This is a genomic window from Actinoplanes sp. NPDC049668 (assembly GCF_044465445.1).
GTDB lineage: Bacteria > Actinomycetota > Actinomycetes > Mycobacteriales > Micromonosporaceae > Actinoplanes.
The window spans coordinates 815,328-840,306 of record NZ_JBITLR010000004.1 but is presented as its reverse complement, the minus strand read 5'-3'; the positions used below and the strand labels follow the sequence as shown (position 1 = coordinate 840,306).

General features: G+C 73.3%; 25 protein-coding genes. 18 read left to right on the top strand and 7 right to left on the bottom strand.

Annotated elements, in window-relative coordinates; all coding sequences use genetic code 11:
• Positions 1 to 22: 22 nt before the first annotated feature.
• Entirely contained in the window at positions 23 to 559 is a 537-nt protein-coding gene (locus tag ACIBSW_RS21235; RefSeq protein ID WP_354724289.1) for a hypothetical protein, read from the top strand.
• Here the strand turns inward: ACIBSW_RS21235 and ACIBSW_RS21230 are convergent.
• Entirely contained in the window at positions 528 to 1,112 is a 585-nt protein-coding gene (locus ACIBSW_RS21230) for a TetR family transcriptional regulator (RefSeq protein WP_354724287.1), read from the bottom strand. The genes ACIBSW_RS21235 and ACIBSW_RS21230 overlap by 32 nt on opposite strands.
• 84 nt (positions 1,113 to 1,196) lie before the next feature.
• On the opposite strand from ACIBSW_RS21230, the gene ACIBSW_RS21225 reads away from it, so the two are divergent.
• On the top strand, positions 1,197 to 2,108 hold the full coding sequence (locus ACIBSW_RS21225; RefSeq protein ID WP_354724285.1) for an ABC transporter ATP-binding protein: 912 nt from the start codon (positions 1,197 to 1,199) through the stop codon (positions 2,106 to 2,108).
• Entirely contained in the window at positions 2,089 to 2,826 is a 738-nt protein-coding gene (locus tag ACIBSW_RS21220) for an ABC transporter permease (protein ID WP_354724283.1), read from the top strand. The genes ACIBSW_RS21225 and ACIBSW_RS21220 overlap by 20 nt, the downstream gene beginning before the upstream one ends.
• A gap of 14 nt (positions 2,827 to 2,840) precedes the next feature.
• Here the strand turns inward: ACIBSW_RS21220 and ACIBSW_RS21215 are convergent, their stop codons facing one another.
• On the bottom strand, positions 2,841 to 3,863 hold the full coding sequence (locus ACIBSW_RS21215) for an AraC family transcriptional regulator (protein WP_354724281.1): 1,023 nt from the start codon (positions 3,861 to 3,863) through the stop codon (positions 2,841 to 2,843).
• A 112-nt stretch (positions 3,864 to 3,975) separates the two neighbouring features.
• On the opposite strand from ACIBSW_RS21215, the gene ACIBSW_RS21210 reads away from it, so the two are divergent.
• The 6 genes from ACIBSW_RS21210 (at position 3,976) to ACIBSW_RS21185 (ending at position 10,495) form a co-directional block, all read left to right on the top strand.
• The gene (locus ACIBSW_RS21210) at positions 3,976 to 4,944 is read left to right on the top strand and encodes a quinone oxidoreductase (protein ID WP_354724310.1); all 969 of its coding nucleotides are present in this window, start codon (positions 3,976 to 3,978) and stop codon (positions 4,942 to 4,944) included.
• A gap of 21 nt (positions 4,945 to 4,965) precedes the next feature.
• Complete coding sequence (locus tag ACIBSW_RS21205) at positions 4,966 to 5,826, top strand: TauD/TfdA family dioxygenase (protein WP_354724279.1); 861 nt, start codon at positions 4,966 to 4,968, stop codon at positions 5,824 to 5,826.
• Positions 5,827 to 5,854: 28 nt separating this feature from the next.
• The gene (locus ACIBSW_RS21200; RefSeq protein ID WP_354724278.1) at positions 5,855 to 6,907 is read left to right on the top strand and encodes a 3-keto-5-aminohexanoate cleavage protein; all 1,053 of its coding nucleotides are present in this window, start codon (positions 5,855 to 5,857) and stop codon (positions 6,905 to 6,907) included.
• A gap of 119 nt (positions 6,908 to 7,026) precedes the next feature.
• The gene (locus ACIBSW_RS21195; RefSeq protein ID WP_354724276.1) at positions 7,027 to 8,361 is read left to right on the top strand and encodes an MFS transporter; all 1,335 of its coding nucleotides are present in this window, start codon (positions 7,027 to 7,029) and stop codon (positions 8,359 to 8,361) included.
• Positions 8,358 to 8,945, top strand: a complete 588-nt coding sequence (locus ACIBSW_RS21190; protein WP_354724274.1) for an alpha/beta hydrolase — start codon at positions 8,358 to 8,360, stop codon at positions 8,943 to 8,945. The genes ACIBSW_RS21195 and ACIBSW_RS21190 overlap by 4 nt, the downstream gene beginning before the upstream one ends.
• Positions 8,942 to 10,495 (top strand): long-chain fatty acid--CoA ligase, encoded by a 1,554-nt coding sequence (locus ACIBSW_RS21185; protein WP_354724272.1) that lies wholly within the window; start codon positions 8,942 to 8,944, stop codon positions 10,493 to 10,495. The genes ACIBSW_RS21190 and ACIBSW_RS21185 overlap by 4 nt, the downstream gene beginning before the upstream one ends.
• A gap of 16 nt (positions 10,496 to 10,511) precedes the next feature.
• Here the strand turns inward: ACIBSW_RS21185 and rraA are convergent, their stop codons facing one another.
• Genes rraA through ACIBSW_RS21170 form a run of 3 tightly spaced genes read right to left on the bottom strand, consistent with a single transcriptional unit; the run spans position 10,512 to position 12,426 of the window.
• A complete protein-coding gene (gene rraA / locus ACIBSW_RS21180; RefSeq protein ID WP_354724270.1) occupies positions 10,512 to 10,982 on the bottom strand; it encodes a ribonuclease E activity regulator RraA in 471 nt (156 codons plus the stop codon).
• A gap of 37 nt (positions 10,983 to 11,019) precedes the next feature.
• Positions 11,020 to 11,796 (bottom strand): hypothetical protein, encoded by a 777-nt coding sequence (locus ACIBSW_RS21175; protein ID WP_354724268.1) that lies wholly within the window; start codon positions 11,794 to 11,796, stop codon positions 11,020 to 11,022.
• Between the two features lie 12 nt (positions 11,797 to 11,808).
• A complete protein-coding gene (locus tag ACIBSW_RS21170; RefSeq protein ID WP_354724266.1) occupies positions 11,809 to 12,426 on the bottom strand; it encodes a TetR/AcrR family transcriptional regulator in 618 nt (205 codons plus the stop codon).
• Between the two features lie 75 nt (positions 12,427 to 12,501).
• On the opposite strand from ACIBSW_RS21170, the gene ACIBSW_RS21165 reads away from it, so the two are divergent.
• Entirely contained in the window at positions 12,502 to 13,530 is a 1,029-nt protein-coding gene (locus tag ACIBSW_RS21165) for an AsnC family transcriptional regulator (RefSeq protein WP_354724264.1), read from the top strand.
• Here the strand turns inward: ACIBSW_RS21165 and ACIBSW_RS21160 are convergent.
• Positions 13,489 to 15,012, bottom strand: coding sequence for a DHA2 family efflux MFS transporter permease subunit (locus ACIBSW_RS21160; RefSeq protein ID WP_354724262.1), 1,524 nt, complete (start codon positions 15,010 to 15,012; stop codon positions 13,489 to 13,491). The genes ACIBSW_RS21165 and ACIBSW_RS21160 overlap by 42 nt on opposite strands.
• A gap of 119 nt (positions 15,013 to 15,131) precedes the next feature.
• Positions 15,132 to 16,424, bottom strand: coding sequence for an acetyl-CoA C-acetyltransferase (locus ACIBSW_RS21155; RefSeq protein WP_354724260.1), 1,293 nt, complete (start codon positions 16,422 to 16,424; stop codon positions 15,132 to 15,134).
• Positions 16,425 to 16,475: 51 nt separating this feature from the next.
• Here ACIBSW_RS21155 and ACIBSW_RS21150 point away from each other — a divergent pair, with 51 nt between their 5' ends.
• The 8 genes from ACIBSW_RS21150 to ACIBSW_RS21115 all read left to right on the top strand — a co-directional run bounded on the left by ACIBSW_RS21150 (position 16,476) and on the right by ACIBSW_RS21115 (position 24,956).
• A complete protein-coding gene (locus ACIBSW_RS21150) occupies positions 16,476 to 17,789 on the top strand; it encodes a 3-oxoacyl-ACP reductase (protein ID WP_354724258.1) in 1,314 nt (437 codons plus the stop codon).
• 13 nt (positions 17,790 to 17,802) lie between these two features.
• Positions 17,803 to 18,624, top strand: coding sequence for a MaoC/PaaZ C-terminal domain-containing protein (locus tag ACIBSW_RS21145; protein WP_404799409.1), 822 nt, complete (start codon positions 17,803 to 17,805; stop codon positions 18,622 to 18,624).
• Positions 18,625 to 18,680: 56 nt separating this feature from the next.
• Positions 18,681 to 19,892 (top strand): acyl-CoA dehydrogenase family protein, encoded by a 1,212-nt coding sequence (locus ACIBSW_RS21140; RefSeq protein WP_354724256.1) that lies wholly within the window; start codon positions 18,681 to 18,683, stop codon positions 19,890 to 19,892.
• 20 nt (positions 19,893 to 19,912) lie between these two features.
• Positions 19,913 to 21,454: an AMP-binding protein gene (locus ACIBSW_RS21135; protein ID WP_354724254.1), complete on the top strand. Its 1,542-nt coding sequence runs from the start codon at positions 19,913 to 19,915 to the stop codon at positions 21,452 to 21,454.
• 33 nt (positions 21,455 to 21,487) lie between these two features.
• On the top strand, positions 21,488 to 22,645 hold the full coding sequence (locus ACIBSW_RS21130) for a hypothetical protein (protein ID WP_354724252.1): 1,158 nt from the start codon (positions 21,488 to 21,490) through the stop codon (positions 22,643 to 22,645).
• Between the two features lie 101 nt (positions 22,646 to 22,746).
• A complete protein-coding gene (locus tag ACIBSW_RS21125) occupies positions 22,747 to 23,928 on the top strand; it encodes a helix-turn-helix transcriptional regulator (RefSeq protein WP_354724250.1) in 1,182 nt (393 codons plus the stop codon).
• Between the two features lie 149 nt (positions 23,929 to 24,077).
• Complete coding sequence (locus tag ACIBSW_RS21120; protein ID WP_354724248.1) at positions 24,078 to 24,293, top strand: DUF397 domain-containing protein; 216 nt, start codon at positions 24,078 to 24,080, stop codon at positions 24,291 to 24,293.
• 102 nt (positions 24,294 to 24,395) lie between these two features.
• Entirely contained in the window at positions 24,396 to 24,956 is a 561-nt protein-coding gene (locus ACIBSW_RS21115; protein ID WP_354724246.1) for a flavoprotein, read from the top strand.
• Positions 24,957 to 24,979: the final 23 nt, after the last annotated feature.

The following is a 24,979-nucleotide window of genomic DNA, read 5'->3' as shown; positions in this document are numbered from 1 at the left end:
CGCAGTCACCAGACTGATCGACATGTTCACACAGGACGTACGGCTCGGAGTCGACATCGGCCGGGTCATCATCGGCGGGGGCGTCGTGCCCGGCGGCAGCGATACGCAGTTCTTCGGCGGCGACACCGCCCGGATGCTGGCGACGCCGGCCGTGCCCGGCGCGTTCGACGCGCTGTCGCGGCTCGTGCCGCGCTTCGAGCGGGTGTGGCTGGTCTCCAAGTGCGGCGAGCGGGTGCAGCGCCGCTCCCGGCAGTGGCTCGACCACCACGACTTCTGGGCCCGTACCGGCATCGCCCGCGACGACGTCCGGTTCTGCCGCGCGCGGCCCGACAAGGCCGTGCACTGCGCGGAGCTGGGGATCACCCACTTCGTCGACGACAAGCTGGACGTGCACCGGGCGCTGCGCGGCGTCGTCGCGCACCGGTACCTCTTCGGGCCGCAGCCCGCGCCGCCGCCCGGCTGGGTGCGGCACACCGAGACCTGGACGGCGGCGGAGGCCGCGATCGTGCACAGCCTCCGGACGGCGGTCAGGCCGGGCCACGCCCCAGGATCGCCTTGAGGCCGGCGGTGTACACCTCGGCCGGCACCGCCTCGGGGTCCAGCCACCGCTGCAGGCCGACGCCGATGTCGAGGGCGAGCAGCAGCGCGGCGAGCTGATCCGCCGGGATCGGGAGGTCGTCGGCGAGCTCGGCCGCCTCCCTCGCGTTCGCGTCCCGCACGCTCTGCAGCCACCGGGTCAGCGGCTCCCGTGCGGACTCGTCACGCATGCCGTACAGCCAGAGCTCGACGAACGCCATCGCGAAGCGCCGGATCTCGGGACGGTCGACGGCGGACTCGTAGCTGTCGCCGAGGCGGCCGGCCCAGGCCGCCAGCGACGGGCTCGGCGGATCAGGCTCGTCGGCGCCGAGCTTACGTTCCAGGATCGCCGCGATGAGGTCCGCCTTGCCGGCGAAGTTCGCGTAGACCGCGCCCTTGGTCAGGCCCGCGGCCGCGGCGATCCCGTCCAGCGACGTCTGGTGGATCCCCCGGTCGCCGAAGAGGGTCTCCGCGGCGTCCAGCAGGCGCGTGCGGGTGACCGCCTGCTGCTGCGCCCGGGTGAGTCGCTCCGTCATGGCGCCGAATCTACCCGGTTGACATTCGATCCGGTATCCAGATACTCAGTGGTATCCAAATACCGATCGGTATGTGAGGCGACCATGCTGCGCATCGACAACCTGACCAAGGTCTATCGCCGTGGCGTCCGGGCCAACGACGGCATCACCCTCGACGCGGCCGCCGGGGAGGTGATCGGCCTGCTCGGCCACAACGGCGCCGGCAAGAGCACCCTGCTCGGGCAGATCGTCGGCCTGGTACGGCCGACCGCCGGCCGGATCACCCTGCTCGGCCGCGACCCGGTCGCGGAGCCCGCCTGGGCGCGCTCGGTCTGCTCGTTCCAGCCGCAGGCGCAGGCGCCGCTCACCGGCGTCACCACCCGGCAGGCGATCGAGATCGCCGGCCGGATCCGCGGCGGCGGCCGCCTGGCGGTCCGCCGGCGCACGGCCGAGCTGCTGGCCGCGCTGGACATCGAGGAGTGGGCCGACCGGCCCGGCGAGCGGCTGTCCGGCGGCGTGCGCCGCCTCACCGCGTTCTGCATGGCGATCGTCGAGCCCGGCGGCCTGGTCATGCTCGACGAGCCGACCAACGACGTCGACCCGGTGCGCCGGCGGCTGCTCTGGGAGCAGGTGCGCGCGCTGGCCGCCGACGGCCGCGCGGTCGTCCTGGTCACCCACAACATCGCCGAGGCCGAGCGCGCCATCGACCGCGTCGTGGTCCTTGGCCACGGCCGGGTCACCGCCGCCGGCACGCCGGCGACGCTGGCCGCCGGCCACGAGATGAGCCTCGAGCTGACCCTGCCCGCCGATCCCCCGCTGCCGGCCTGGGCGCTACGCGCCGACCGCGAGGGCGACCGCCTCATCGTCGGCGTCGCCGGACCGGACGCGCACCTCGCGGTCGCCTGGGCGCGTTCGCTCACCGCCCGCTACTCCCTCAACCCCGTCAGCCTCGAGGACGTCTACCTCGCCCTCGCCGACAACCCGGAGGTCGACCGCGATGCGACACTGGTTCCGTAGTTATCTGCTGTTGCTGCGCTGGTCGGCGATCCGGCTGCGCTTCCTGCTGCCGCTGGTCCTGGTCATCCAGATCTTCCTGTCCGTCGGGATCGTCATCGGCTTCGCGTTCCTGCTGCCCCAGGTCGACCCGGCCACCGCCCGCTACCTGTCCACCGGTGCGCCGACCCTGGGCCTCATCACGATCGGCATGGTCATGGCGCCGCAGCTCGTCGCGACCGCGAAGACCGAGGGGACCTTCGCCTACAACCAGACCCTTCCGGTGCCGCGCACCGCGGTACTCGGCGCGGACGTCACCGTCTGGCTGGTCGTCGGCGCGCCGGGGCTGATCCTGGGACTGCTGGTCGCGGCCCTGCGCTTCGACTTCACCCTGGACCCGAGCTGGGTGGCCGGTCCGGCCATGCTGCTGGTCGCGCTGACCGCGACCACCATCGGCTTCGCGATCGCGTACGCCACCACGCCGGCCGTGACCAACCTGGTCACCCAATTGATCGTCTTCATCGCGCTGATGTTCTCGCCGATCAACTTCCCGCCCGACCGGCTACCCGGGTGGCTGCAGGCGATACACCAGGTCCTGCCGTTCCAGTACATGGCCGAGGCGGTCCGGGACACCCTCACCCCACCGCCGGACGGCATCGCGACGCGCCCTTTCCTGGTACTGGCGGCGTGGTGCGCGGCCTGCCTGACCGTCACGCTGCGCGTGATGACCCGCCGCGACTGAACCCGCCGCGCGGGTCACGCGGCGGGCAGGTCGGCGCGGCGGGCGCGCCACTGGCTGGGGCTGTCGCCGAAGTGGTTGCGGAACCAGCGGGAGAAGGCGCTGGGCGCGGCGAAGCCCAGCAGGTCGGAAATCTCGGTCAGCCGGTAGCGCTCGTGGGACAGGTACCGCTCGGCCAGGCCGGCCCGGACCACGTCGACGATCGAGGTGAAGGTCTCCCCCTCGGCGGCGAGGTGCCGGTGCAGGGTCCGCCGGTCCATGCCGACGGTGCGGGCGACCTGGTCGACGGCGCAGCGGCCGGTCGGCAGCAGCATCTCCACGAGGTCGCGGACCCGGTCCGAGGTGGTGCGGCCGCGGGGTGCGGCCAGCGACGTGAGCATCTCGTCGAGGCGGCGCCCGGGGCCGGTGTCGGCGAGCATGTTCGGCGCGTCGAGGTCCTTGGCGTACAGGACCAGGCCGGTGAAGTCGTGGCCGAAGTGCACGCGGCCGCCGAACAGCGCGGTGTGCGTCTCGACGTCCGCCGGGGCGGCGTGCGAGAAGCAGGCCGACAGGGGCTGCCAGCGCGCGCCGAGGACCTCGCGGACGATGCCGTGCAGCGCGCCGACCGCGAGCTCCTCGGCCTGGGTCGAGGGGGCCGGCTCGCCCAGCTCGAACCAGAGCCGGATGGAGGCGAGGCCCTCGGTCTCCACGAGCCGGATCCGGATCGCCTCGTTGTAGGTGTGCTCGTAGCGCATCAGCAGGCCCAGCGCGTCGCGCAGGGTGTTCTCGCCGCGCAGGGCGAGGCTCAGCGGGCCCAGCGTCGACAGCCGGCGGAACTCGGCGAGCTTGAGCCCGAAGTCGGCGTGGCCGGACGCGCGGGCGGACAGCTCCAGCAGCCGCACGGCGCGGACCGCCGGCACCCACTTGTCCGGCGTGGCCAGGTCGGCCGGGTCGAGGTCGACGGCGCGCATGAGGGTGGCCGGGTCGAGGTCGAACGACTGGGCGAGCTGGAGGTAGCCGCTGAGGGTCGCGTACCGGATAGAAGGCTTCGAATCGCCCACCCAATGTCCCCTAGAGATAAGGAATATGTCCCAACGAGTAAAGCATGTGGCAGGCATCACGCCTACTGTTGCCTTCATCACGGCACCGGACCCCTGGAGGTAACACGTGGCGATGGCCATCCGCTTCGAGCGGCCCGGCGGGCCGGAGGTCATGCGGTGGGAGCCGGTCGAGGTGGGCGAACCCGGCGCCGGCGAGGTGCGGGTACGGCACCACGCCGTCGGGCTGAACTTCGCCGACACGTACTTCCGCAGCGGCCTCTACCCCGCCGCGCTGCCCGCCGGGATGGGCGTCGAGGCGGCCGGTGTCATCGAGGCGGTCGGCACCGGGGTCACCGGCTTCCGGGAGGGCGACCGGGTCACCTACACCGGCAGTCGGCTCGGCGCCTACAGCACGGAGCGGGTGATGTCCGCGGCGCCGCTGATCAAGCTGCCGGACGAGATCTCGTTCGAGACCGCCGCGGCCATGACCATGCGCGGTCTCACCTGCGCGTACCTGCTGCGGCGGATCGCGCCGCTCGCGCCGGGCGACACCGTGCTGCTGCACGCCGCGGCCGGCGGCGTCGGCCTGATCTTCACGCAGTGGGCGCGGCTGCTGGGCGTCGACGTGATCGGCACCGTCTCCACCGACGAGAAGGCGGCGGTGGCCCGCGCGCACGGCTGCGCGCACACGGTCGTCTACACCCGCGAGGACGTCGCCACCCGGGTGCGCGAGCTGACCGGCGGCCAGGGGGTGCCGGTGGTCTACGACAGCATCGGCGCGACGACGTTCCAGCAGTCGCTGAACTCGCTGCGCCGCCGCGGCCTGCTGGTCTGCTTCGGCACCGCGTCCGGCGCCGTCCCGCCGATCGACGCGATGCAGCTCGCGATCAAGGGCTCGCTGTTCGTCACCCGGCCGGCGCTGGCCGACTACATCGCCGACGACTCCGAGCGCGCCGCCCTGGCGGGCGAGCTCTTCGACCACGTCTCGACCGGCCGAATCAAGATCCAGATCAATCAACGGTACGCGCTGGACGACGCCGTCCAGGCGCACCGGGACCTCGAGGCCGGCCGCAGCATCGGCTCCTCCGTCTTCAGCCTCTGACACCACGTTGGGAGACCACCCATGACCGACGCCATCGAAGCGCGCCCGCTCACGGTGCACATCGGCGCCGAACTGCACGATGTGAAGCTGGCCGAGGTCGCCCGCGACGACGACCTGTTCGCCGAGCTCAAAACCCTGCTGCTGCGCCACAAGGTGCTGTTCGTCCGGGATCAGGACATCACCCGGGCCGAACACGTGGCGCTGGCCGAACGGTTCGGCCGGCTGGAGGACCACCCGGTGGCGGGCAGCGACCCCGAGCACCCCGGCCTGGTCCGCATCTACAAGGACCTGGACAGCCCGGCGGAGCACTACGAGAACGCCTACCACTGCGACGCGACCTGGCGCGAGGCGCCGCCGATGGGCTGCGTGCTGCGGATGGTCGAGGGACCCGCGGTCGGCGGCGACACCATCTGGGTCGACATGGCCGAGGCCTACCGGCGGCTCCCGGAGGACGTCAAGGCCCGCATCGAGGGCCTGCGGGCCCGGCACAGCATCGAGGCGAGCTTCGGCGCGAACATGCCCATCGAGCAGCGCCTGGCCCTGCACGAACGCTTCCCCGACGCCGAGCACCCGGTGGTGCGCACCCACCCGGAGACCGGGGAGAAGGTGCTGTTCGTCAACGCCTTCACCACCCACTTCACCAACTACCACACCCCGGAACGGATCCGGTTCGGGTTCGACTACGCCCCCGGCGGCAGCGAGCTCCTCAACTACCTCATCCGCCAGGCCGCCGTCCCCGAGTACCAGGTCCGCTGGCGCTGGACCCCGAACAGCTTCGCCATCTGGGACAACCGCAACACCCAGCACTACGCCGTGCAGGACTACTGGCCCGCCGTCCGCAAGATGGAGCGCGCCGGGGTCATCGGCGACAAGACCTTCTGAACCCCCTGCCCCCGGTTAGGAGACCCCCATGCACTTCCTCGACGACTCGCTGTGGCCCGAGACCCAGGAGAAGCTGGTCATCACCGCCGCGCCGTACGGGCCGGAGTGGGAACCCGGCGACTTCCCCGAGGACATCCCGGTCACCATGGACCAGCAGGTCCAGGCCGCGGTCGACTGCTACAACGCCGGCGCCACCGTGCTGCACATCCACGTCCGCGAGCTGAACGGCAAGGGCTCCAAGCGGATGTCGATGTTCAACGAACTCCTCGGCCGGGTCCGCGAGGCCGTCCCCGACATGATCCTGCAGATCGGCGGCTCCATCTCCTTCACGCCCGAGAACGAGGGCGAGGAGGCCAAGTGGCTCGAGGACGAGGCCCGCCACCTGCTCACCACCCTGGACCCGGCGCCCGACCAGGTCACCATCGCCATCAACACCAACCAGATGAACATCGTCGAGCTGATGACCGCCGACGACATCGCCGGCACCTCCTTCGAACGGCCCGCCCTCTGGGAGGCGTTCCGGAACATGGTGGTGCCCGCCGAGCCCGCCTGGGTCGAGGAGCACCTGCGCCGGCTGCGGGCCGCGGGGATCCAGCCGCACTTCCAGCTCGCCAACGTCGCCCAGCTGGAGACCGTGGAACGACTGGTCCGGCGCGGCTTCTACACCGGGCCGCTCAACATCAGCTGGGTCGCCATCGGCGGCGGGTTCGACGGGCCCAACCCGTACAACATGATGGAGTTCATCCGCCGGGTGCCGGACGGCGCGTCGCTGACCCTGGAATCGATCATGCGGGCGGTCCTGCCGATCAACACCATGGGCATCGCCATGGGCCTGCACACCCGCTGCGGCAACGAGGACACCCTCTGGGGCCTGCTGGGCGAGAAGATGACCACCGTCCAGCAGGTGGAGAAGCTCGTCCGCATCGCCGGCGAGCTCGGCCGCAAGGTCGCGGACGGCAAGGAAGCCCGCGACATCTACAAGATCGGCGAGTACTGGGACAGCGCCGACGAGGCCCTCGCCCGGCTCGGCTTCGCGCCGAACCGCAAGCCCGGCCAGCTGGGCTTCACCTTCCACTCCTGAGCACGAACCGAGCACGAGTCCCCCGACCGCCCGCGTGGGGTGCGGCACGCCGCGCCCCACGCTCACACCCGATCTGGTCTCACCTATTACCTAACCCCCGGCTCATTCTTGGAGCGATCATGGCCATGCAGGTCAGACCGGCAGTCGCGGCACCCGCCGCACCCCTCGCCCGGGTCTCCCGGGCCTTTCCGTGGGTCGTATTCACGCTCACCTTCGGTTTGCTGCTGTCGGACTACATGTCCCGGCAGGTCCTGTCGGCGGTCTTCCCGTTCCTGAAGGACGAGTGGGGTCTCACCGACACCCAGCTGGGCAGCCTCACCAGCATCGTCGCCCTGACCGTCGGCATCCTGGCGGTGCCGCTGTCGCTGGTCGGCGACCGCTGGGGGCGGGTACGCGCGATCGTCGTCATGGCGGTCGTGTGGAGCCTCGCCACGGTGGGCTGCGCGCTCGCCGCCGGCTACGGGCACCTGCTCGCGGCCCGCCTCATGATCGGCGTCGGCGAGGCCGCGTACGGCAGCGTCGGCCTCGCGGTCGTGCTCGCGGTCTTCTCCGCGCGCCGGCGTGCCTCGCTCACCGGCGCGTTCATGGCGGCCGGCTCGTTCGGCTCGGTGCTGGGCGTCGCGCTCGGCGGCGTGCTCGCCGTCCAGTTCGGCTGGCGCTGGGCGTTCGCGGTGATGGGCATCTTCGGCCTGGTGCTCGCCAGCCTCTACTGGGTACTGATCAACGAGCGCAGGCTGGCCGCGCACCGGGTCGACGACGCCCCCGGCACCGGGCCGGCGCTGGCCGCCGGTCGCGAGCGCGCCAAGCTGTCCACGCTCTTCTCCACCCCCGCGGTGATCTTCGCGTACGCCGGCGGCGGCCTGCAGCTGTTCATCGCCGGCTCGCTCTTCGCCTGGCTGCCCAGCTACTTCAACCGGGCGCACGACATGGCGCCGGACAAGGCCGCCAAGGTCGCCGCGCTGTTCATTCTGATCATGGGCGCCGGCATGATCGTCTGCGGCATGATCACGGACCGGGTCGGGCGGACCCGGCCGATCAGCAAGTGGACCACCGCCATCGTCTTCGCCGCCGTGACGCTGGTCTTCCTCGGCGCCGCCTTCGCGGTCGAGCCGGGCGGCGCGCAGATGCTGCTGCTCGCGGTCGGCTGCTTCTTCGCCGCCGGCACGACCGGACCCACCGGCGCCATGGTGGCCCGGCTGACGCACGAGTCCATCCGGGCCACCGCGTTCGGCACGCTCACCCTCTTCAACAACGTGCTCGGCCTGGCCGCCGGCCCGATCATCACGGGCGTGCTCGCCGACCGGCTCGGCCTCGAAACCGCCATGAGGTACGTCCCGCTGGCCGCCGTGGCCGCCGTCGTCCTGCTGTTCCTGGGGCGGCGCGCCTACCCCGCCAGCATCCGGCGGCTCGAGCCCGCCGAGACGACCGGCGCCGCGGACGGGGGCACAGCGTGACCCCAGGCCCGGGCACAGTGATCGTCACTGTGCCCGGGCTGCGGGGGCAGGTGCCGGATCACTGGCAGACCCGGCTCGCCGCCGCGCTGGCGAACGTGCGGGCCGTCCCGCCGCTCGGCCGGGAGAACCCGAGCCTGGACGAGCGGGTAGCGGCGCTGCAGCAGACGATCGAGGCGACCGCCGGGCCCGTGGTGCTCGTCGCGCACAGCGCCGGCGTGATCACGACCGTCCACTGGGCCGCCCGGCACGCCGGCGCGGCCGGGCGGGTGCGGGGCGCCCTGCTCGCCACCCCGCCGGACCTGGCGGCGCCGCTGCCCGCGGAGTATCCGTCCCTGTCCGACCTGGCCGCCCTCGGCTGGCTGCCGATACCGCGCCGGCCGCTGCCGTTCCGCAGCATCGTCGCCGCCAGCGCCGACGATCCGCTCGGCGACCCGGCGCTGGTCCGGTCCCTCGCCGACGCCTGGGGCGGCGAGTACCGCGAGCTCGGCGCCGTCGGCCACCTCAACCCCGCGTCCGGCTACGGCGACTGGCCCGGCGCCGAACCGCTCATCAAGGAACTCGATCTCCCGGAGGCACCCCGATGACCCTGAACCTGGCCACCCTGCTGGAGGACAGCGCCCGCCGGCACCCGGACCGCGACGCGGTCGTGCTCGGCGACACCCGGCTCTCGTACGCCGCGCTCGACGCGGCCGCCGGCCGGGTCGCCGGGCTGCTGGCGGCGCGCGGCATCCGGCCGGGCGACCGGGTCGCGCTGTCCTGCCCGAACCTGCCGTACTTCCCGATCGCCTACTACGGCATCCTCAAGGCCGGCGCGGTCGTCGTGCCGCTCAACGTGCTGCTCAAGGGCCGCGAGATCGCCTACCACCTGGCCGACTCCGCGGCCCGGGCGTACCTCTGCTTCGAGGGGACCGCCGAGCTGCCGATGGGCGCCGAGGGCTTCGCCGGCTTCGAGCAGACCGACGGGTGCGAGGAGTTCTTCCTCATCACGGCCGACCCGGCCGCCGCCTCGCCGATCGAGGGCGCGCAGACGCTCGGCCAGGCGCTCGCCGGCGGCGACGGCGCCATCGAGACGGTGGACACCGGCGAGACCGACACCGCGGTGATCCTCTACACCAGCGGCACGACCGGGCAGCCCAAGGGCGCCGAGCTGTCGCACGCCAATCTGGTGTTCAACGCGCTCACCTGCAACCGGCTGTTCGGCGGCCTCGCCACCGAACACGAGCGGCACCTGATCACGCTGCCGCTGTTCCACTCGTTCGGCTCGACGGTGCAGATGAACGCCGGCTTCGCGGTCGGCTCGACGCTGGTGCTGCTGCCGCGGTTCCAGGCGGACGAGGCGGTCCGGCTGCTGCAGCGGGAGAAGATCACCTTCTTCGCCGGCGTGCCGACGATGTACTGGGGACTGCTCGGCGCCCTGGACGAGAGCGTCGACGTCGAGGAGATCGCCCGCAACCTGCGGGTGGCGGTCTCCGGCGGCGCCTCCCTCCCGGTGGAGATCATCAAGCAGGTCAAGGACCGGTTCGGCGTACAGATCCTCGAGGGGTACGGCCTGTCGGAGACCTCGCCGGTCGCCACCTTCAGCGACCCGGAGCGGGACCCGCGGCCCGGCTCGATCGGCGTGCCGATCTGGGGCGTACGGGTGAAGCTGATCGACCCCGAGTGGAAGACGATCGATGGCGCCGACGAGGTCGGCGAGATCGCCATCCACGGGCACAACATCATGAAGGGCTACTACAACCGCCCGGAGGCGACCGCCGAGGTGATGCGCGACGGCTGGTTCCGCACCGGCGACCTCGCGCGCCGCGACGCCGACGGCTTCTACTACATCGTCGACCGGGCCAAGGACATGGTCATCCGGGGCGGCTTCAACGTGTACCCCCGCGAGATCGAGGAGGTGCTGCTGACCCACCCGGCCGTGTCCCTGGCGGCGGTCGTCGGCGTGCCGCACGACAGCCTCGGCGAGGAGGTCAAGGCGTTCGTCATCCGCGGCGGGGAGGTCACCGAGGAGGAGCTGGTCGCGTGGTGCCGGGAGAACATGGCCGCCTACAAGTACCCGCGCCTGGTCGAGTTCGTCGAGTCGCTACCGATGACCGCCACCGGCAAGATCCTCAAGCGGGAGCTGACCGGCCGGTGACCGGGGCGGGACCGGCTCACCCCTCGGCGAGCACGACGATCCCGTCGTCGTCGCTGAAGACCTGCGCGCCGGGGGTGAAGCGGCAGCCGCCGAACTCGATCACGACGTCCCGCTCGCCGGCGCCGGTCTTGGTGCTCTTGCGCGGGTTGGAGCCGAGCGCCTTGATCCCGATCGGCAGCGCACGCAGCGCGGCGACGTCGCGGACCGCGCCGTGGATGATCACGCCGGCCCAGCCGTTCGTCACGGCCAGGCCGGCGATGACGTCGCCCATCAGGGCGGTGTGCAGGGAGCCGGCGCCGTCGACCACCAGGACCCGGCCCGCACCGGGCTCGGTCAGCACCGACTTGAGCAGCGCGTTGTCCTGGAAGCAGGAGACCGTCACGGCCGGGCCGTGGAACGCGGCCTCGCCGCCGAACTGGCGCAGCTGGGTGTCGCAGGACTCGAGCTGCTCGCCGTACTTGTCGAAGAGGTCCGCGGTGCCGTCCAAGTGAACTTCCTTTCGGGTAGACCCAGCGCGAGCATAGTCAGGCCCCGGCGAGGAACGGGCGGGCCAGCAGGCCGCCCGCGCCCCGAGGGTGCACCGCGGCCGCCACCAGCGCCGCCACCGCGACGGCCCCGGCGGCCGGGCCCAGCAGCGTGAGCAGCGCCGCGGCGCCGACCGCCGTGCCCAGCCCGAGGCCGAAGATCGCGAGGAGCACCAGCCCGGCGAGCCGGGCCGGCCCCGGCGCGTCCGGGTGCCGCAGGCCCCGCGACCACCAGCTCGCCGTCATCCACAGCAGCAGGGGCACCAGGACGGCGCCCATGGCGTACAGGGTGAGCGCTACGTCGCTGGCGAGGAAGGCGGCCGGGTCGAATCCGCCGGAGCGCCAGTCGGCGGTGGTCGGCGCGAAGAACCTGCGGTACCCGGTGCCGTCCCAGCCGTACGCGAGGACGAAGAACATCGCGAGGTAGCCGAGCGGCATCTGCAGCCAGGACAGGTAGTGGTGGCCGCGCCGCCACAGCGCCCGCGCGACGAGATAGCCGATCACGCCCTGGCTGATGTTGGTGACCGCGAACGCGGCGACCAGCCAGCCGGGCAGGTCCGCGTGCGCGCCCGCCGCGTGCATCGTCTCCCAGCCGGGGAACCGCCAGAGCAGCCAGATCCCGCTCGGCGCGAACACGCAGGCGAGGAAGAGCACGGTCGTGGTGAGCCGCCGGTCCTCCAGCGCCTCGCGGGCGGGCTCGCGCAGGCCGGCGGCCGCGGCGGCGGCGCCGCAGCCCGCGCCGATGGCGTACGACCAGAAGACGTCGACCTGGACCATGACCGGTTCCTCTCAGGACGGCGGGCCGGGCCGGGCGAGCCCGTCGAACATCAGCGTCACGACGGCCCGGATCCAGGCGTCGCGCAGCGCCACCGCGGCGGGGTCCCGGGCCACCTGTGCGGCGCCCTCGAAGACCATGCCGTTGAGCACCCGGGCGGTGACGTCGGTGTCGAGATCGGCGCGGAGGAAGCCGCGCTCCTGCCCGTTGCGCAGGTAGGCGGCGGTGTAGTCGGCGAAGCGGTCGAGCGCCTCCCGGTGTTGCTCGCGCAGCCGTTCGTCGACGGTCGCCAGGTCGAAGAAGACCAGCCGGCCCAGGGCCGGGTCGGCGGCGAACAGCGCGTAGAGCCGGCGCCCGATGCGCCAGACCTGTGCCCGGTACTCCTCCAGGCCGGCGGTGGCGTCCGGCGGGTCCGCGGCGACCACCTCGGCGATGCGGCCCAGCGCCCGGTCGAGGACGGCCGAGGCGACGTCGCGCTTGTTCTCGAAGTAGCGGTAGACCGTGCCGTGCCCGATGCCCAGCTCGCCGGCGAGGTCGGCGATGCCCGCGGCGGCGTAGCCCTTGCGGGCGAAGACGGCGTGCGCGGCGTCCAGGATGGCGTCCCGGCGCCCGGGTTCCGCGGTTCGAGCCATTGATGAATGACACATCATTCCGGAATCGATGTCAATGACCGTCGATGCGTACCCGCTCGGCGTAGGGTTCCTACCATGATCACGGGAAAGGGCGAAGAATCCGCCGCCATCGACCGGCTGGACCGCCAGATCCTCCACAGCCTGCGGATCGCTCCCCGGGTTCCGTTCGCGCGGCTGGCAGCCGCACTGGGCGTCTCCGAGCAGACCGCCGCCCGCCGCTACCAGCGCATGCGCACCCGGGGCCTGGTCCGGGTCTTCGGCCAGGCCGACCCGGCCCGGATGCCGGGCACGACGTCCTGGGCGCTGCGGATCTCCTGCCGCCCCGGCGCCGCGACGGCCATCGCCGAGGCCCTCGCCCGGCGCACGGACACCGCCTGGGTCACGATCGACGCCGGCGGCGCCGAGCTCACCTGCGCCGCGTGGATCACCGAGGACCGCCGCGGCCTACGGGACGGCCTGCTGCACCAGCTCCCCCGGGCCGCGAATGTGCTGTCCCTGAGCGCACACCAGGTGCTGCACCAGTTCGCCGGGCGCGGCGAGGCGAACTGGATCGCCGCCGACGACCAGCTCGACGCCGCGCAGCGGGAACGGCTGCTGGACGGCGCCGAGCAGGGCGACCCGGACTCCGGCGCGTGCGTGGAGCCCGGCGACGGCGCGCTGCTGACCGCGATCGCGCACGACGGCCGGGCCGGCTACGCGCAGCTCGCCGCCGCGACCGGCTGGACCCAGCGCAGGGTCGCCCTGCGGTTGGCGGCGCTGACCGGCAGCCGCGCGGTCCGCTTCGACATCGACGCGGCGGTGTCGCTGATCGGGTTCCGGGCGGTGGCCAACCTGTGGTTCACCGTCGCCCCCGCCGACCTGGCCGCGGTCGGTGCCCGGCTCGCCGACCACCGGCAGCTGGCGTGGGCGGCGGCGATCACCGGCGCCACGAACATCACGGCGACGGCGTTGTGCCGCGACGCCGGGGAGCTCTACCGCTACCTGACCACCGACGTCGCCGCGATCCCCGAGGTGCGCACCTGCGAGACGGTGCCCATCTTCACCCGGGTCAAGCACGCGATGTCACTGGTGGACGGCGGCGTGCTCCGCGGGCCGGTCGTCTGACGCGGCCGGCGCGCCTGGTCGCACCAGCACCAGCACGGCGATCCCGCCGAGCAGCGCGACCCCGGCGGCGACCAGGAAGCTCGCGTCCAGCCCTGCCGCCGCCGCGCCGTGCAGCGCGCGGTCGACCGTCTCGCGCAGCCCCTCCGGCAGCGCCGCCAGGATCCGGCCCGCCTGACCCGCCGCGAGCCCGTGCGCCGACCGTTCCGGATCCGGCGCACCCGCTTCGCCGAGGTAGCCCTCGGCCCGGGAGGCGAAGACCGTGCCCAGCACCGCGATGCCGATCGCGAAGCCGAGCTGCCGGGCCGTGTTGACCACGCCCGCCGCCATCCCGCCGCGCCGGGCCGGGACCGCGGCCATCGCCGACTCGGCCAACGTCGGCATGACCAGGCCGACACCGACACCGATGACCGCGTACCCGGGCAGCAGCGCCGGCCAGCTCGACCCGGCGCCCAGCAGCAGCGCGCAGAGCGCACCGCCGGCGCCGATCAGCAGCATGCCGCCGCCGATGAGCAGGCGCGGCGACCGGCCGTGCAGCCGGGCCCCGACGACGCCGGAGACCAGCACCGCGGCGATCGACATCGGCAGGCCGGTCAGGCCCGCCTGCAACGGGGAGAGCCCGATGATCGACTGCAGCCAGATCGAGGTGTAGGTGAACGCCGCGAACGCGCCGAAGTTGACCAGCAGCGCGGCGAGCAGGTAGCCGACGAACGAGCGGTTGCGCAGCAGCGCCAGGTCCAGCATGGCGTGCGGGCTGCGCCGCTCGATCGCGACGAAGACCGCCGCGGCGAGGGCGCTGGTGATCAGCAGGCCCCAGGTCTGCGCCGCGGCCCAGCCGGCGGTGTTCGCCCGGATGACCGCCAGGGTCAGCGCCCCGGCGGCGACGGTGAAGGCGAGCGTCCCGGCGAGATCGAAGCGGCCGCGGCGGGACGCCCCGTCGGCGGCGAGCACCAGGCAGGTCAGCGCGACCGTGGCGAGGCAGACGGGCAGGTTGACCAGGAAGATCCAGCGCCAGCTCAGCGACTGCGTGAGCAGCCCGCCGAGGATCGGCCCGATCGCCGCGGCGGCGCCGGAGATGCCGCCCCAGACGCCGTAGGCCACGCCCCGGTCGCGGCCCTGGTATGCGCTGTTGAGCAGGGCGAACGTGGTGGTGAACATGGCCGCCGCGCCGACGCCCTGCAGCACCCGGGCCCCGATCAGCGCGAGGTCGTCGGTCGCCAGCCCGCAGGCGAGCGAGGCGAGCGCGAAGACGCCGAGCCCGGCCAGGTAGAGCCGGCGGTGCCCGACGCGGTCGCCGAGCGCGCCGGCGCCCAGCAGCAGGACACCCAGCGACAGCGCGTACCCGTCGACGACCCACTGCAGCGAGTCGAACGACGTGTCGAGATCGATCGCCATCTGGGGTAGCGCGACGTTCACGATGGTGACGTCGATGAGCAGCATGAAGGTACCGAGACTGATCGCGATCAGCGGCCACCATTTACGCACAGCGTTCTCCTGAGATCGTGGGACCGCACGATCGTCCGCGCGCGGCCCTCATAAGTCCCAGCGGAAGCTCAGATCCCGTCGAAATCCGCCATGGAGTCCCGCAGATTCGCGATGAACCCTCAGCGCTCCAGGATCGCCACCACGCCCAGGCCGCCGGCGGCGCAGATGGAGATCAGGCCGCGGCCGGAGCCCTTCTCGGCGAGCAGCCCGGCCAGGTTCGCCACAATCCGGCCGCCGGTCGCGGCGAACGGGTGGCCGGCCGCCAGCGACGAGCCGTTGACGTTGAGCCGGTCCCGGTCGATCGGGCCGAGCGGGGCGTCCAGGCCGAGGCGCTCCTTGGCGAACTCCGGCGACTCCCAGGCGGCCAGGGTGGCGAGCACCTGCGAGGCGAACGCCTCGTGGATCTCGTAGAAGTCGAAGTCCTGCAGGGTGAGGCCGTTGCGGGCGAGCATCCGCGGCACCGCGTACGCGGGCGCCATGAGCAGCCCCTCGTCGCCGTGCACGAAGTCGACGGCCGCGGTCTCGCAGTCGGCGAGGTAGGCCAGCACCGGCAGGGAACGCTCCCGCGCCCACTCCTCCGACGACAGCAGCACCGTGGACGCGCCGTCGGTCAGCGGCGACGAGTTCCCCGCGGTCATGGTGGCCCGGCCGGCGTCCGGTCCGCGGGTGCCGAAGACCGGCTTGAGCCGCCCGAGCCGCTCCAGGCTGGTGTCGGCCCGCAGGTTCTGGTCGCGGGTCACCCCCAGGTAGGGCGTGACCAGGTCGTCGAAGAAACCTCTCTGGTACGCGGCCGCGAGGCGCAGATGCGACGCGAGCGCCAGCGCGTCCTGCGACTCGCGGTCGACGTTCCACCGCACGGCGGTGACGGCGGCGTGCTCACCCATCGACAGCCCCGTACGCGGCTCGGCGTTGCGCGGGATCTCCGGCCGGAACGCCTGCTGCGGACGCAGCCGGGCGGCGGCCCGGAGCCGGGCGCCGAGCGTGCGCGCCCGGTTGAGCTCGAGCAGCGCCCGCCGCATGTCCTCGTTGAGCTGCAGCGGCGCGTCGGAGGTGGTGTCGACCCCGCCGGCGATGCCCGCCTCGATCTGGCCCAGCGCGATCTTGTTGGCGACCAGGATGGCGGCCTCGAGCCCGGTGCCGCAGGCCTGCTGGATGTCGTACGCGGGGGTGCGCGGGTCCAGCCGCGAGCCGAGCACCACCTCGCGGGTGAGGTTGAAGTCGCGGGAGTGCTTGAGCACCGCGCCGGCGACCACCTCGCCGAGCCGCTGCCCGGCCAGCCCGAACCGGGCGACCAGCCCGTCCAGGGCGGCCGTGAGCATGTCCTGGTTGGAGGCCTGCGCGTACGGGCCGCCGGACCGGGCGAACGGGATGCGGTTTCCGCCCACGACGGCGACGCGGCGCACGGACTGCACGACTTCCTCCAGTTGCGTTGCGGATGACCTACCCACGGGTAGGCTACGCCCGTGCGCGACAGGTATGCGAGCTTCGCGAACTCTGATCTCGGCCGGACCGTGGTGCGGCGGCTCGGGCTGCCCGACCCGCCCCGCCTGCGGCGCCACGAACCCGGCGCACCGCTGACCCAGGGGCCGGTGCTGCTCGGCGCGGCGCCCGGCGGCCGGCTCGCCGACCCGGTGCGCAAGCTGCTCGACGTCACCGAGTCCGCCACCGAGGGCACCCGCTACGGCGCGCTGGTCTTCGACGCCACCGGCGTCACCGAGTCGGCCGGCCTGCGCGCCCTCTACGACTTCTTCCACCCGCGGGCCCGCTCGCTGCTCGCGTCCGGCCGGGTCGTGGTGCTGGGCACCCCGCCCGAGGACTGTGGATCGCCGCGGGAGGCGACCGCGCAGCGCGCCATTGAAGGGCTGGTCCGCAGCATCGGCAAGGAGTTCGGCCGCGGCATCACCGCGCAGCAGGTGCTGGTGGCGCCGGGCGGCGAGGCGGCGATCGAGTCCACTCTGCGCTTCCTGCTCAGCGGCCGCTCGGCGTACGTCTCGGGCCAGGTGATCCGGGTCGGAGCCGGCACCGTGACCGCGCCCGCCGACTGGGAGCGCCCGCTGGACGGCCGGACCGCGCTGGTCACCGGCGCGGCGCGGGGCATCGGGGCGGCCATCGCCCGGGTGCTCGCCCGCGACGGCGCCGACGTGATCGCCCTGGACGTCCCGGCCGCCGGCGACGCGCTGGCCGGCGTCGCCAACGACGTGCGCGGCCGGGCCCTGCAGCTCGACCTGACCGCCCCGGACGCCGCCGAGCGGCTGGCCGCCCATCTCGGCGGCGGCGTCGACGTGCTCGTGCACAACGCGGGCATCACCCGCGACCGGACCCTGGCCCGGATGGACGCCGAGCGGTGGGACTCGGTGCTCGACGTCAACCTGTCCAGCCAGGAGCGGATCAACGACGTGCTGCTGGAGCGCGAGCTGATCGGCGCGGGCGGCCGGATCGTCGGGGTGGCCTCGATCGCCGGCATCGCGGGCAACCGGGGGCAGACCAACTACGCCACCTCCAAGGCCGGCGTGATCGGCCTGGTCGAGTCGACCGCCCCCGTGCTGGCCGGCCGCGGCATCACCGTCAACGCGGTCGCGCCGGGGTTCATCGAGACCGCGATGACCGCCAAGGTCCCGGTCCTGCTGCGCGAGGCCGGCCGCCGGATGAACAGCATGGCGCAGGGCGGCCTGCCGGTCGACGTGGCGGAGACGATCGCCTGGTTCGCCTCCCCCGGCTCGGGCACGGTCACCGGCAACGTGGTCCGGGTCTGCGGCCAGAGCCTGCTGGGCGCGTGAGGTCGTGGCGGCCGTGACCACCGCCCGGGCCGCCCTCGGGCTGCTGCCGCGGCGCCGCCCCGCGACGCTGCCCGAGCGGGAGCCGGCCGCGCGGGCGGTGACGGTGGACCGCGAGCACCTCGCCCGGTACGACCGGGCGTGCGGCTTCCGGCTCACCGACACGTTGCCGGCCACCTACCCGCACGTGCTCGCCTTCCCGCTCGCGCTGCGCCTGATGTCGGCGCCGGACTTCCCGTTCCCGGTGGTCGGGCTGGTGCATGTCGGCAACCGCATCACCGTGCGCCGCCCGATCGACGCCGGCGCAACGCTCGAGCTCTCGGTGCGCGCGGCGGACCTGCGGCCGCACCATCGCGGACGGCAGTTCGACATCGTCGCCACCGCCGTCGTCGACGGCGACGAGGCCTGGCGCGGCGTGTCCACGTACCTGCGCCGGGAGGGCACGTCCGAGCGCCGCGAGCCCGGCGAGCGGCCGGCCGGGCCGGCGCCGTCCGCGCGCTGGACCGTCCCGGCGCGGGTGGGCGGCGACTACGCGGCCGCCTCCGGCGACCACAACCCGATACACACCTCGCGGCTGGGCGCGCGGCTGTTCGGCTTCCCGCGCCCGATCGCGCACGGCATGTGGAGCAAGGCGCGCTGCCTCGCGGCACTCGAGGGCCGGCTTCCGGCGGCGTACACCGTGGACGTCGCGTTCAAGGCCCCCATCCTGCTGCCGGCGACGGCGGCCTTCGCCGCGACGCCGGACGGCGAGGGCTGGCGGTTCGACCTGCGCTCGGCCGGCGCCGACCGGGTACACCTGACCGGCTCGACCGTCCCTCTTGCGGGGCAACCTGCGTGACCGTAGCGTTACCGGCGAGTAATAACTCTACGAATTGCCGGGAGGCGAGGTCCGCCATGGAGTTCTGGCTCGACCTGAACGAGGAGCAGCGCGACCTGCGCGAGTGGGTGCACGGCTTCGCCGAGGGAGTCGTCCGCCCGGCCGCCGCGGAGTGGGACGAACGCGAGGAGACGCCCTGGCCGGTGATCCAGGAGGCGGCGAAGATCGGGCTCTACGGGTTCGAGTTCCTGGCCAACACCTGGTCCGACCCGACCGGCCTCTCGCTGCCGCTGGCCAACGAGGAGCTGTTCTGGGGCGACGGCGGGATCGCCATGGCGATCTCCGGCACCGCGCTGGCGGTCGCCGCGATCTACGGCTCCGGCACGCCGGACCAGCTCGTCGAGTGGGTGCCGCAGTGCTTCGGCGACGCCGCCGATCCCAAGCTCGGCGCGTTCTGCAGCACCGAGCCGGAGGCCGGCTCCGACGTCGGCGCGATCCGCACCCGGGCCGTCTACGACGAGGCCAAGGACGAGTGGGTCCTGGACGGGCAGAAGGCGTTCGCCACCAACGGCGGCATCGCAAACGTCCACGTGGTCACCGCCTCGGTCGACCCGGAGCTCGGCTCGCGCGGGCAGGCCGCCTTCGTCGTCCCGCCCGGCACGACCGGCCTCGCCGCGACCCGCAAGCTCAAGAAGCTCGGCCTGCGGGCCTCGCACACCGCCGACGTCTTCCTCGACCGCGTACGGGTGCCCGGCAGCTGCCTGCTCGGCGGCAAGGAGGCGCTCGACGAGCGGCTGGCCCGGGCCCGGTCGGGGCAGCGGGCGAGCAAGCAGGCCGCCATGCGCACGTTCGAGCTGTCCCGCCCGGCGGTCGGCGCGCAGGCGATCGGCATCGCCCGGGCCGCCTACGAGTACGCCCTCGAGTACGCCAGGACCCGGGTGCAGTTCGGCCGGCCGATCATCGAGAACCAGGCGGTCGCGTTCGCCCTCGCCGACATGCGTACCGAGATCGACGCCGCCCGGCTGCTGGTCTGGCGGGCCGCCTGGATGGGCCGCAACGACCGGCCGTTCACCGCGGGCGAAGGCTCGATGTCGAAGCTGAAGGCCGGCGAGGTGGCCGTCGCGACCACGGAGAAGGCGGTGCAGATCCTCGGCGGCGCGGGCTACCTGCGCGAACACCCGGTCGAGCGGATGTACCGGGACGCCAAGATCTACACCATCTTCGAGGGCACGTCCGAGATCCAGCGGCTGGTCATCTCCCGGGCGATCTCCGGTATGCCGATCCGCTGAGCCGTTGGTGGGGGTGCACTGTGGCCGTACCGTTCCTCGTCTCGACGCTGGCCAGGCGCGGGCTGCTGCGACCCGCCCCGCCGGCCGACGTCGTGCGACAGTTCTCCGTGCTGCGCCGGTGGGGCTTCGGCCTCGCCGGCGAGCTGCGGCAGGCCGCCGCCCGCGACCCCGGCCGGCTCGCCGTCGCCGACGAACGCGGTGGCCTGACCTACCGCGAGCTGCTGGACCGGGCCGAGCGGCTGGCCCGCGCCCTGCGCGACACGGCCGGGGTCCGGCCCGGCGACCGGGTCGGGCTGCTCTGCCGCAACTCCGTCGGCATGATCGAGACCCTGGTCGCGGTCACCTCGCTCGGCGCCGACCCGGTGCTGATCAACACCGGGCTCTCCGGGCCCCAGCTCGTCGCCGTCGCCCGTGACCAGCGACTCCGGACGCTGATCCACGACGACGAGTTCGCGCCGCCCGAGGGCGTCGACGGCATCGGCGAGGCCGAGCGCGGCAGGCTGATCGACCAGGCGCCGCCCGGCCTGCTCGGCCCGCCCGAGCGCGAGGGGCGCACGATCGTGCTGACCTCCGGCACCACCGGCGTGCCCAAGGGCGCGATGCGGCGCACGCCCGGCGGGTTCGGCCCGCTCTGCTCGATGATCGACCGGATCCCGCTGCGCGCCGGCGAGCGGGTGCTGATCGCCGCGCCGCTCTTCCACACCTGGGGCTACGCCGGACTGCAGATCGCCCTGGCGCTGCGCGCCACCGTCGTGCTGCGCCGCCGGTTCGACCCGGCCGACGCGCTCGCCGCGATGGTGCGCCACGAGTGCACCGCCCTGGTCGCCGTCCCGGTCATGCTCCAGCAGCTCATGGAGGCCGCTCCGGCCGGCGGCCGGCCGCCGCTGCGGGTGGTCGCGGTCAGCGGTTCCGCCCTGCCCGGCGGCCTGGCCACCCGGTTCATGGACCGGTACGGCGACGTCCTCTACAACGTGTACGGCTCGACCGAGGTCTCCTGGGCGTCGATCGCCACCCCGGCCGACCTGCGGGCCGCGCCGAACACGGCGGGCCGGCCGCCGCACGGCACCCGGGTCGCGGTGCTCGACGCGGCCGGCGCCCCGGTGCCGCCCGGGGCGGTCGGCCGGCTGTTCGTCGGCAACGAGATGCTCTTCGAGGGCTACACCAACGGCCGGTCCCGGGAGGTCCGCGACGGCCTGCTGGCCACCGGCGACCTCGGGCACCTGGACGCGGCGGGGCGGGTCTTCGTCGACGGCCGCGAGGACGACATGATCGTGTCCGGCGGGGAGAACGTCTTCCCGTCCGAGGTCGAGAACCTGCTCGCCGACCTGCCGCAGGTCCGCGAGGTGGCCGTGGTCGGGGTCGACGACGCCGAGTACGGCAGCCGGCTGGCGGCGTACCTGGTGCTTCACCCCGGTGGGGCGCTCACCGCGGACGAGGTCCGCGATCACGTGCGTGGTCACCGGGCGCGGTTCTGCGTACCCCGGGATGTGGTCTTTCTTCCGCGGCTGCCGCGCAACGCGACCGGGAAGGTGCTGACCCGCGACCTGCCACCGACGGGGTAGCGCATGATCCACTGATAGTGCAGGGTGTCCGCTATGACTGGCACCGAGGACACCGCCGCCTCCGAATCAAGCGACGCCGAGACGTCGGTGCCCGCGCCGGCCTCCCCCGAACCGGAACAGACGGAGACGGCGCCGCCGGAGGCCGCCGATCCCGGCACGGCCGACCCCGACGAGGCCACACCGGATCCGGCCGAACCCGAGCCCGAGGCTGCGGCGCCCGAATCCGAGCCCGAGGCCGCGGCAGACGAACCCCAGTCCGAGGCGCCGGCGGACGAGGCCGAGACTGTGCCGGAGCCGGACGAGGCCCAGCCCGAGGCCGCGGCGGACGAAGTCGAGACCGCGCCGAAGGCGGACCGGGCCGACGAGGACCTGCCGGAGGCGGACGACGCGGCGGACGAGTTGGAGCCGGGTGCCGACGATCTGCCGGTCCCGGCGGCCGGTCCGGGGCTGGGCGGGTGGATCCGGCAGGTCGCCGCGATCCTGGCGGGATCGGCCGCGCCGCTCGCCCTCGTCGCGTTGCTCGCCGGGCTGTCGACGTACTACCTCATCGTGCGGTCCTGGGACGTGCTCACGACCCTGGTCGGCGGCTTCGGCGTGATCATCCTTCCGCTTTGGGCCCTCGCCTACATCGTCCTCGCCCCGATTCCGCTGATGATCTGCCTGGCCGGCACGGTCGGCTTCGAGTCGGCCCGAGCGGCCGCGGGCACCCGGCCCGGCGCCGTGGTGTGGCGGTCGATCGCCGCCCGGCTGGGGGCACTCTGGCTGTGGCTGGCCGCCTGCTTCATCGTCATGATGACGCCGTCGATGTTGCTGTCGTTCTCCGGCGTCGTGCACGACAGGGCCACCGAACTGGCGATAGACGTCGCGACGGACCTGCTCTCGACCCTGGTGCTCACCGTGGCCGGCCTGGCCGGCTGCGTAGTGCTTGCGGAACCCGGTCAGGGGCTGCGCCGGGCCTGGCGGCTGCTGTCCCCGGCGGCGGCGGCCGGGCTGACCGTCGCCACGCTGGCGATGGTCGTCCTGCCCGGGCTCGTCACCCTGATCCGGCCGGTCGCCTTCGTCGCGGTGACGACGTGCTGCGACGTACTGTGGGCCGTCGCCGCGCTGGCCACCTACGCACAGGGCCGTCACCAGGACGAACAGGCGGCCGACCAGGAGCAGCACGACGAGCCGGCCATGTCGCCGGCCTGACCGGCAGACAAAGGTGCGTCGCCACCGTGCGCCCGCGCAGAATCTGATCAGGTTCCTCACCGAGGTCACTGCGCTTAGCGGCTGTCACGAGGGGGGCGCTGATGAGCGACGACGTGCGCATCGGCCAGCGGATCCGGCGTTACCGGCGCTCGCGTGGGCTGAGCCTCGATCAGGCGGCCGGGCTGGCCGGCATCAGCAAGCCCTACCTCTCCCGGCTGGAGCGCGGTGAGCGCTCGCTGAACTCCCGGGCCCTGCTGAACCGGATCTCCTCGGCGTTGCAGGTGCCGGTGCCGGACCTGACCGATCAGCCGTACGCCGCGCGGGGCCGGGCGCTCGAGGACATCCGGCCGGGGGTGATGGAGACCCGGCTGGCGCTGCTCGACCCGAGCGGGCCGACCCGCTCCGAGGCGGAGATCGCGTCCGGCGTCGACGGCCTCGACCTGCTGATGAACTCCAGCGACCCGGTCGGCCAGGCGCGGGTGGTGCCGGACCTGCTGCGCTGGGCACAGCAGAGCGCGATGATGCTCGGCACGCCCGCGGCGTACGAGCGGGTCGTCATCGCCGCGTACGCCGCGATGTTCATGATGCGCAACCTCGGCGAGTACGACCTGGCGTGGATGGCCGCCGAGCGGATGCGGGCGGCCGCGGAACACACCGTCGACCCGGCGACGCTCGGCTTCGCCGCGTACGCGCAGGCGCATGCGCTGGTGGGTGCCGGCGCGCTGCGGCGGGCCCGGGCGGCGGCGCAGGCCATGGCGCAGGCGACGCCGGTCGCGGACTCCGAAGGCCTGGCCGCGCGCGGCTCCTGCCTGCTGGTGGCCGCCTCGACCAGCGCCAAACTCGGCGACATCGACGGCGCCCGGGAACTGGTCGCGGAGGCGGGCCGGCTCGCCGAGCTGCTCGACGGGCCGTCCCTGATCGCGCGGCACACCTCGTTCGCCACCTGGAACGTGATCATGCACCGGGTGGCGATCGAGGTCGAGGCCGGCGACCCCGCGATCGCCGTCGACGCGGCGTACCCGCTCTGCCGGCGGCCCGTGCCCAACCGGGAGCGCATGTCCTACCTCTGGGTCGACGTCGGCCGGGCCTTCGAGCGGCTGGACCGCCGCCCGGAGGCGATCGAGGCGTTCCGCCGCGCCGAGCGCGCCGCGCCGCTGCGGGTCCGGCTCAGCCCGGTCGTGTCGCGCTGCGTCAGCGAGCTGCTGGACAAGAGCCATCGCCGGGCGGGCGGTGCCGACCTGCGCGGCCTCGCCGAACGGTGCGGGGTCCTCGGCCCCTCCTGAGCTCCGGCGACGACGTTGCCACGCAGGCAACCCTGCGCAGCCGCCCGGTCACAGGCTGGGTGGCAGCACGGCATCGACGATCGTCGTGCCGGGCCGACCGGGCGAGCGAGAGCCGCCGTTGATCCCGCACATCGAATGGAGAGCCGATCATGAATCCTCCCGAGCTGAACGCCGCACAGTGGATGAAGAGCAGCCGCAGCAACGGCAACGGCGGCAACAACTGCGTCGAGGTCGCGCTGCTCGAGGACGGCGCGGCCGTCCGGGACAGCAAGGACCCGAACGGGCCGGCGCTGATCTTCACGACCGCCGAGTGGGCCGCGTTCGTCGGCGGCGCCAAGGACGGCGAGTTCGACATCGCCGGCTGAGCGTCTCCGACAAGGCGCCCAGGGCGCGTGGGCTCGGACCACCGGGCCCACGCGCTGTTTTCACCGGCCACCACTCCCCCGCGCGCGCCCAGGAGGCCCGACTTGATCCCGGCATCCCCCGTGCTCTACGCCGTCATCTGCGGCGTGAGCAACGCCGCCAGCAGCTACGACTTCATCGCCGACACCATCAACGACGGCTGGCGGGTGTGCGTGATCACCACCCCGATGGGCGCCCGGTTCGTCGACCTGCCGCACCTGGCCGACCTCACCGGCCACCCGGTCCGGTCGGCGTACAAGAACCCCGCCGACCCGGACGTCCTGCCCCGCGCCGACGCCTGCGTGGTCGCGCCGGCCAGCTTCAACACGGTCAACAAGCTGGCCAACGGCATCTGCGACACCCTAGCCGTCGGCGTGGTCTGCGAGGCCATCGGCGACCACAAGCCGATCATCGTCGCCCCGTGGGTGAACCGCGCCCTGGCCGGCCACGGCGCCTACGCCCGCAGCATCGCCTGCCTGCGCGACGAGGGCGTCTGCGTGGTGCTCACCGAGCAGACCCGGCCGGACCGCTCCCGGACCGCTCCGGGCGGCTCGTTCCCGTGGGCCGACGTGCTCGCCGAGGTCCGCGGCCTCCCGGCCACCCGCGCGGGCGGGATTATCCGTTGATCATGCCGGCGCCGCCGGAGTTC

Bases quoted from the DNA above. Each gene is read 5' to 3' on its own strand.
- ACIBSW_RS21185 (WP_354724272.1), top strand. From the start codon at position 8,942: ATGACCCTGAACCTGGCCACCCTGCTGGAGGACAGCGCCCGCCGGCAC.
- ACIBSW_RS21225 (WP_354724285.1), top strand. From the start codon at position 1,197: ATGCTGCGCATCGACAACCTGACCAAGGTCTATCGCCGTGGCGTCCGG.
- ACIBSW_RS21210 (WP_354724310.1), top strand. From the start codon at position 3,976: ATGGCCATCCGCTTCGAGCGGCCCGGCGGGCCGGAGGTCATGCGGTGG.
- ACIBSW_RS21140 (WP_354724256.1), top strand. From the start codon at position 18,681: ATGGAGTTCTGGCTCGACCTGAACGAGGAGCAGCGCGACCTGCGCGAG.
- ACIBSW_RS21125 (WP_354724250.1), top strand. From the start codon at position 22,747: ATGAGCGACGACGTGCGCATCGGCCAGCGGATCCGGCGTTACCGGCGC.
- ACIBSW_RS21195 (WP_354724276.1), top strand. From the start codon at position 7,027: ATGGCCATGCAGGTCAGACCGGCAGTCGCGGCACCCGCCGCACCCCTC.
- ACIBSW_RS21175 (WP_354724268.1), bottom strand. From the start codon at position 11,796: ATGGTCCAGGTCGACGTCTTCTGGTCGTACGCCATCGGCGCGGGCTGC.
- ACIBSW_RS21220 (WP_354724283.1), top strand. From the start codon at position 2,089: ATGCGACACTGGTTCCGTAGTTATCTGCTGTTGCTGCGCTGGTCGGCG.
- ACIBSW_RS21235 (WP_354724289.1), top strand. From the start codon at position 23: ATGTTCACACAGGACGTACGGCTCGGAGTCGACATCGGCCGGGTCATC.
- ACIBSW_RS21120 (WP_354724248.1), top strand. From the start codon at position 24,078: ATGAATCCTCCCGAGCTGAACGCCGCACAGTGGATGAAGAGCAGCCGC.
- ACIBSW_RS21200 (WP_354724278.1), top strand. From the start codon at position 5,855: ATGCACTTCCTCGACGACTCGCTGTGGCCCGAGACCCAGGAGAAGCTG.
- ACIBSW_RS21205 (WP_354724279.1), top strand. From the start codon at position 4,966: ATGACCGACGCCATCGAAGCGCGCCCGCTCACGGTGCACATCGGCGCC.
- ACIBSW_RS21230 (WP_354724287.1), bottom strand. From the start codon at position 1,112: ATGACGGAGCGACTCACCCGGGCGCAGCAGCAGGCGGTCACCCGCACG.
- ACIBSW_RS21130 (WP_354724252.1), top strand. From the start codon at position 21,488: ATGACTGGCACCGAGGACACCGCCGCCTCCGAATCAAGCGACGCCGAG.
- ACIBSW_RS21170 (WP_354724266.1), bottom strand. From the start codon at position 12,426: ATGGCTCGAACCGCGGAACCCGGGCGCCGGGACGCCATCCTGGACGCC.
- ACIBSW_RS21165 (WP_354724264.1), top strand. From the start codon at position 12,502: ATGATCACGGGAAAGGGCGAAGAATCCGCCGCCATCGACCGGCTGGAC.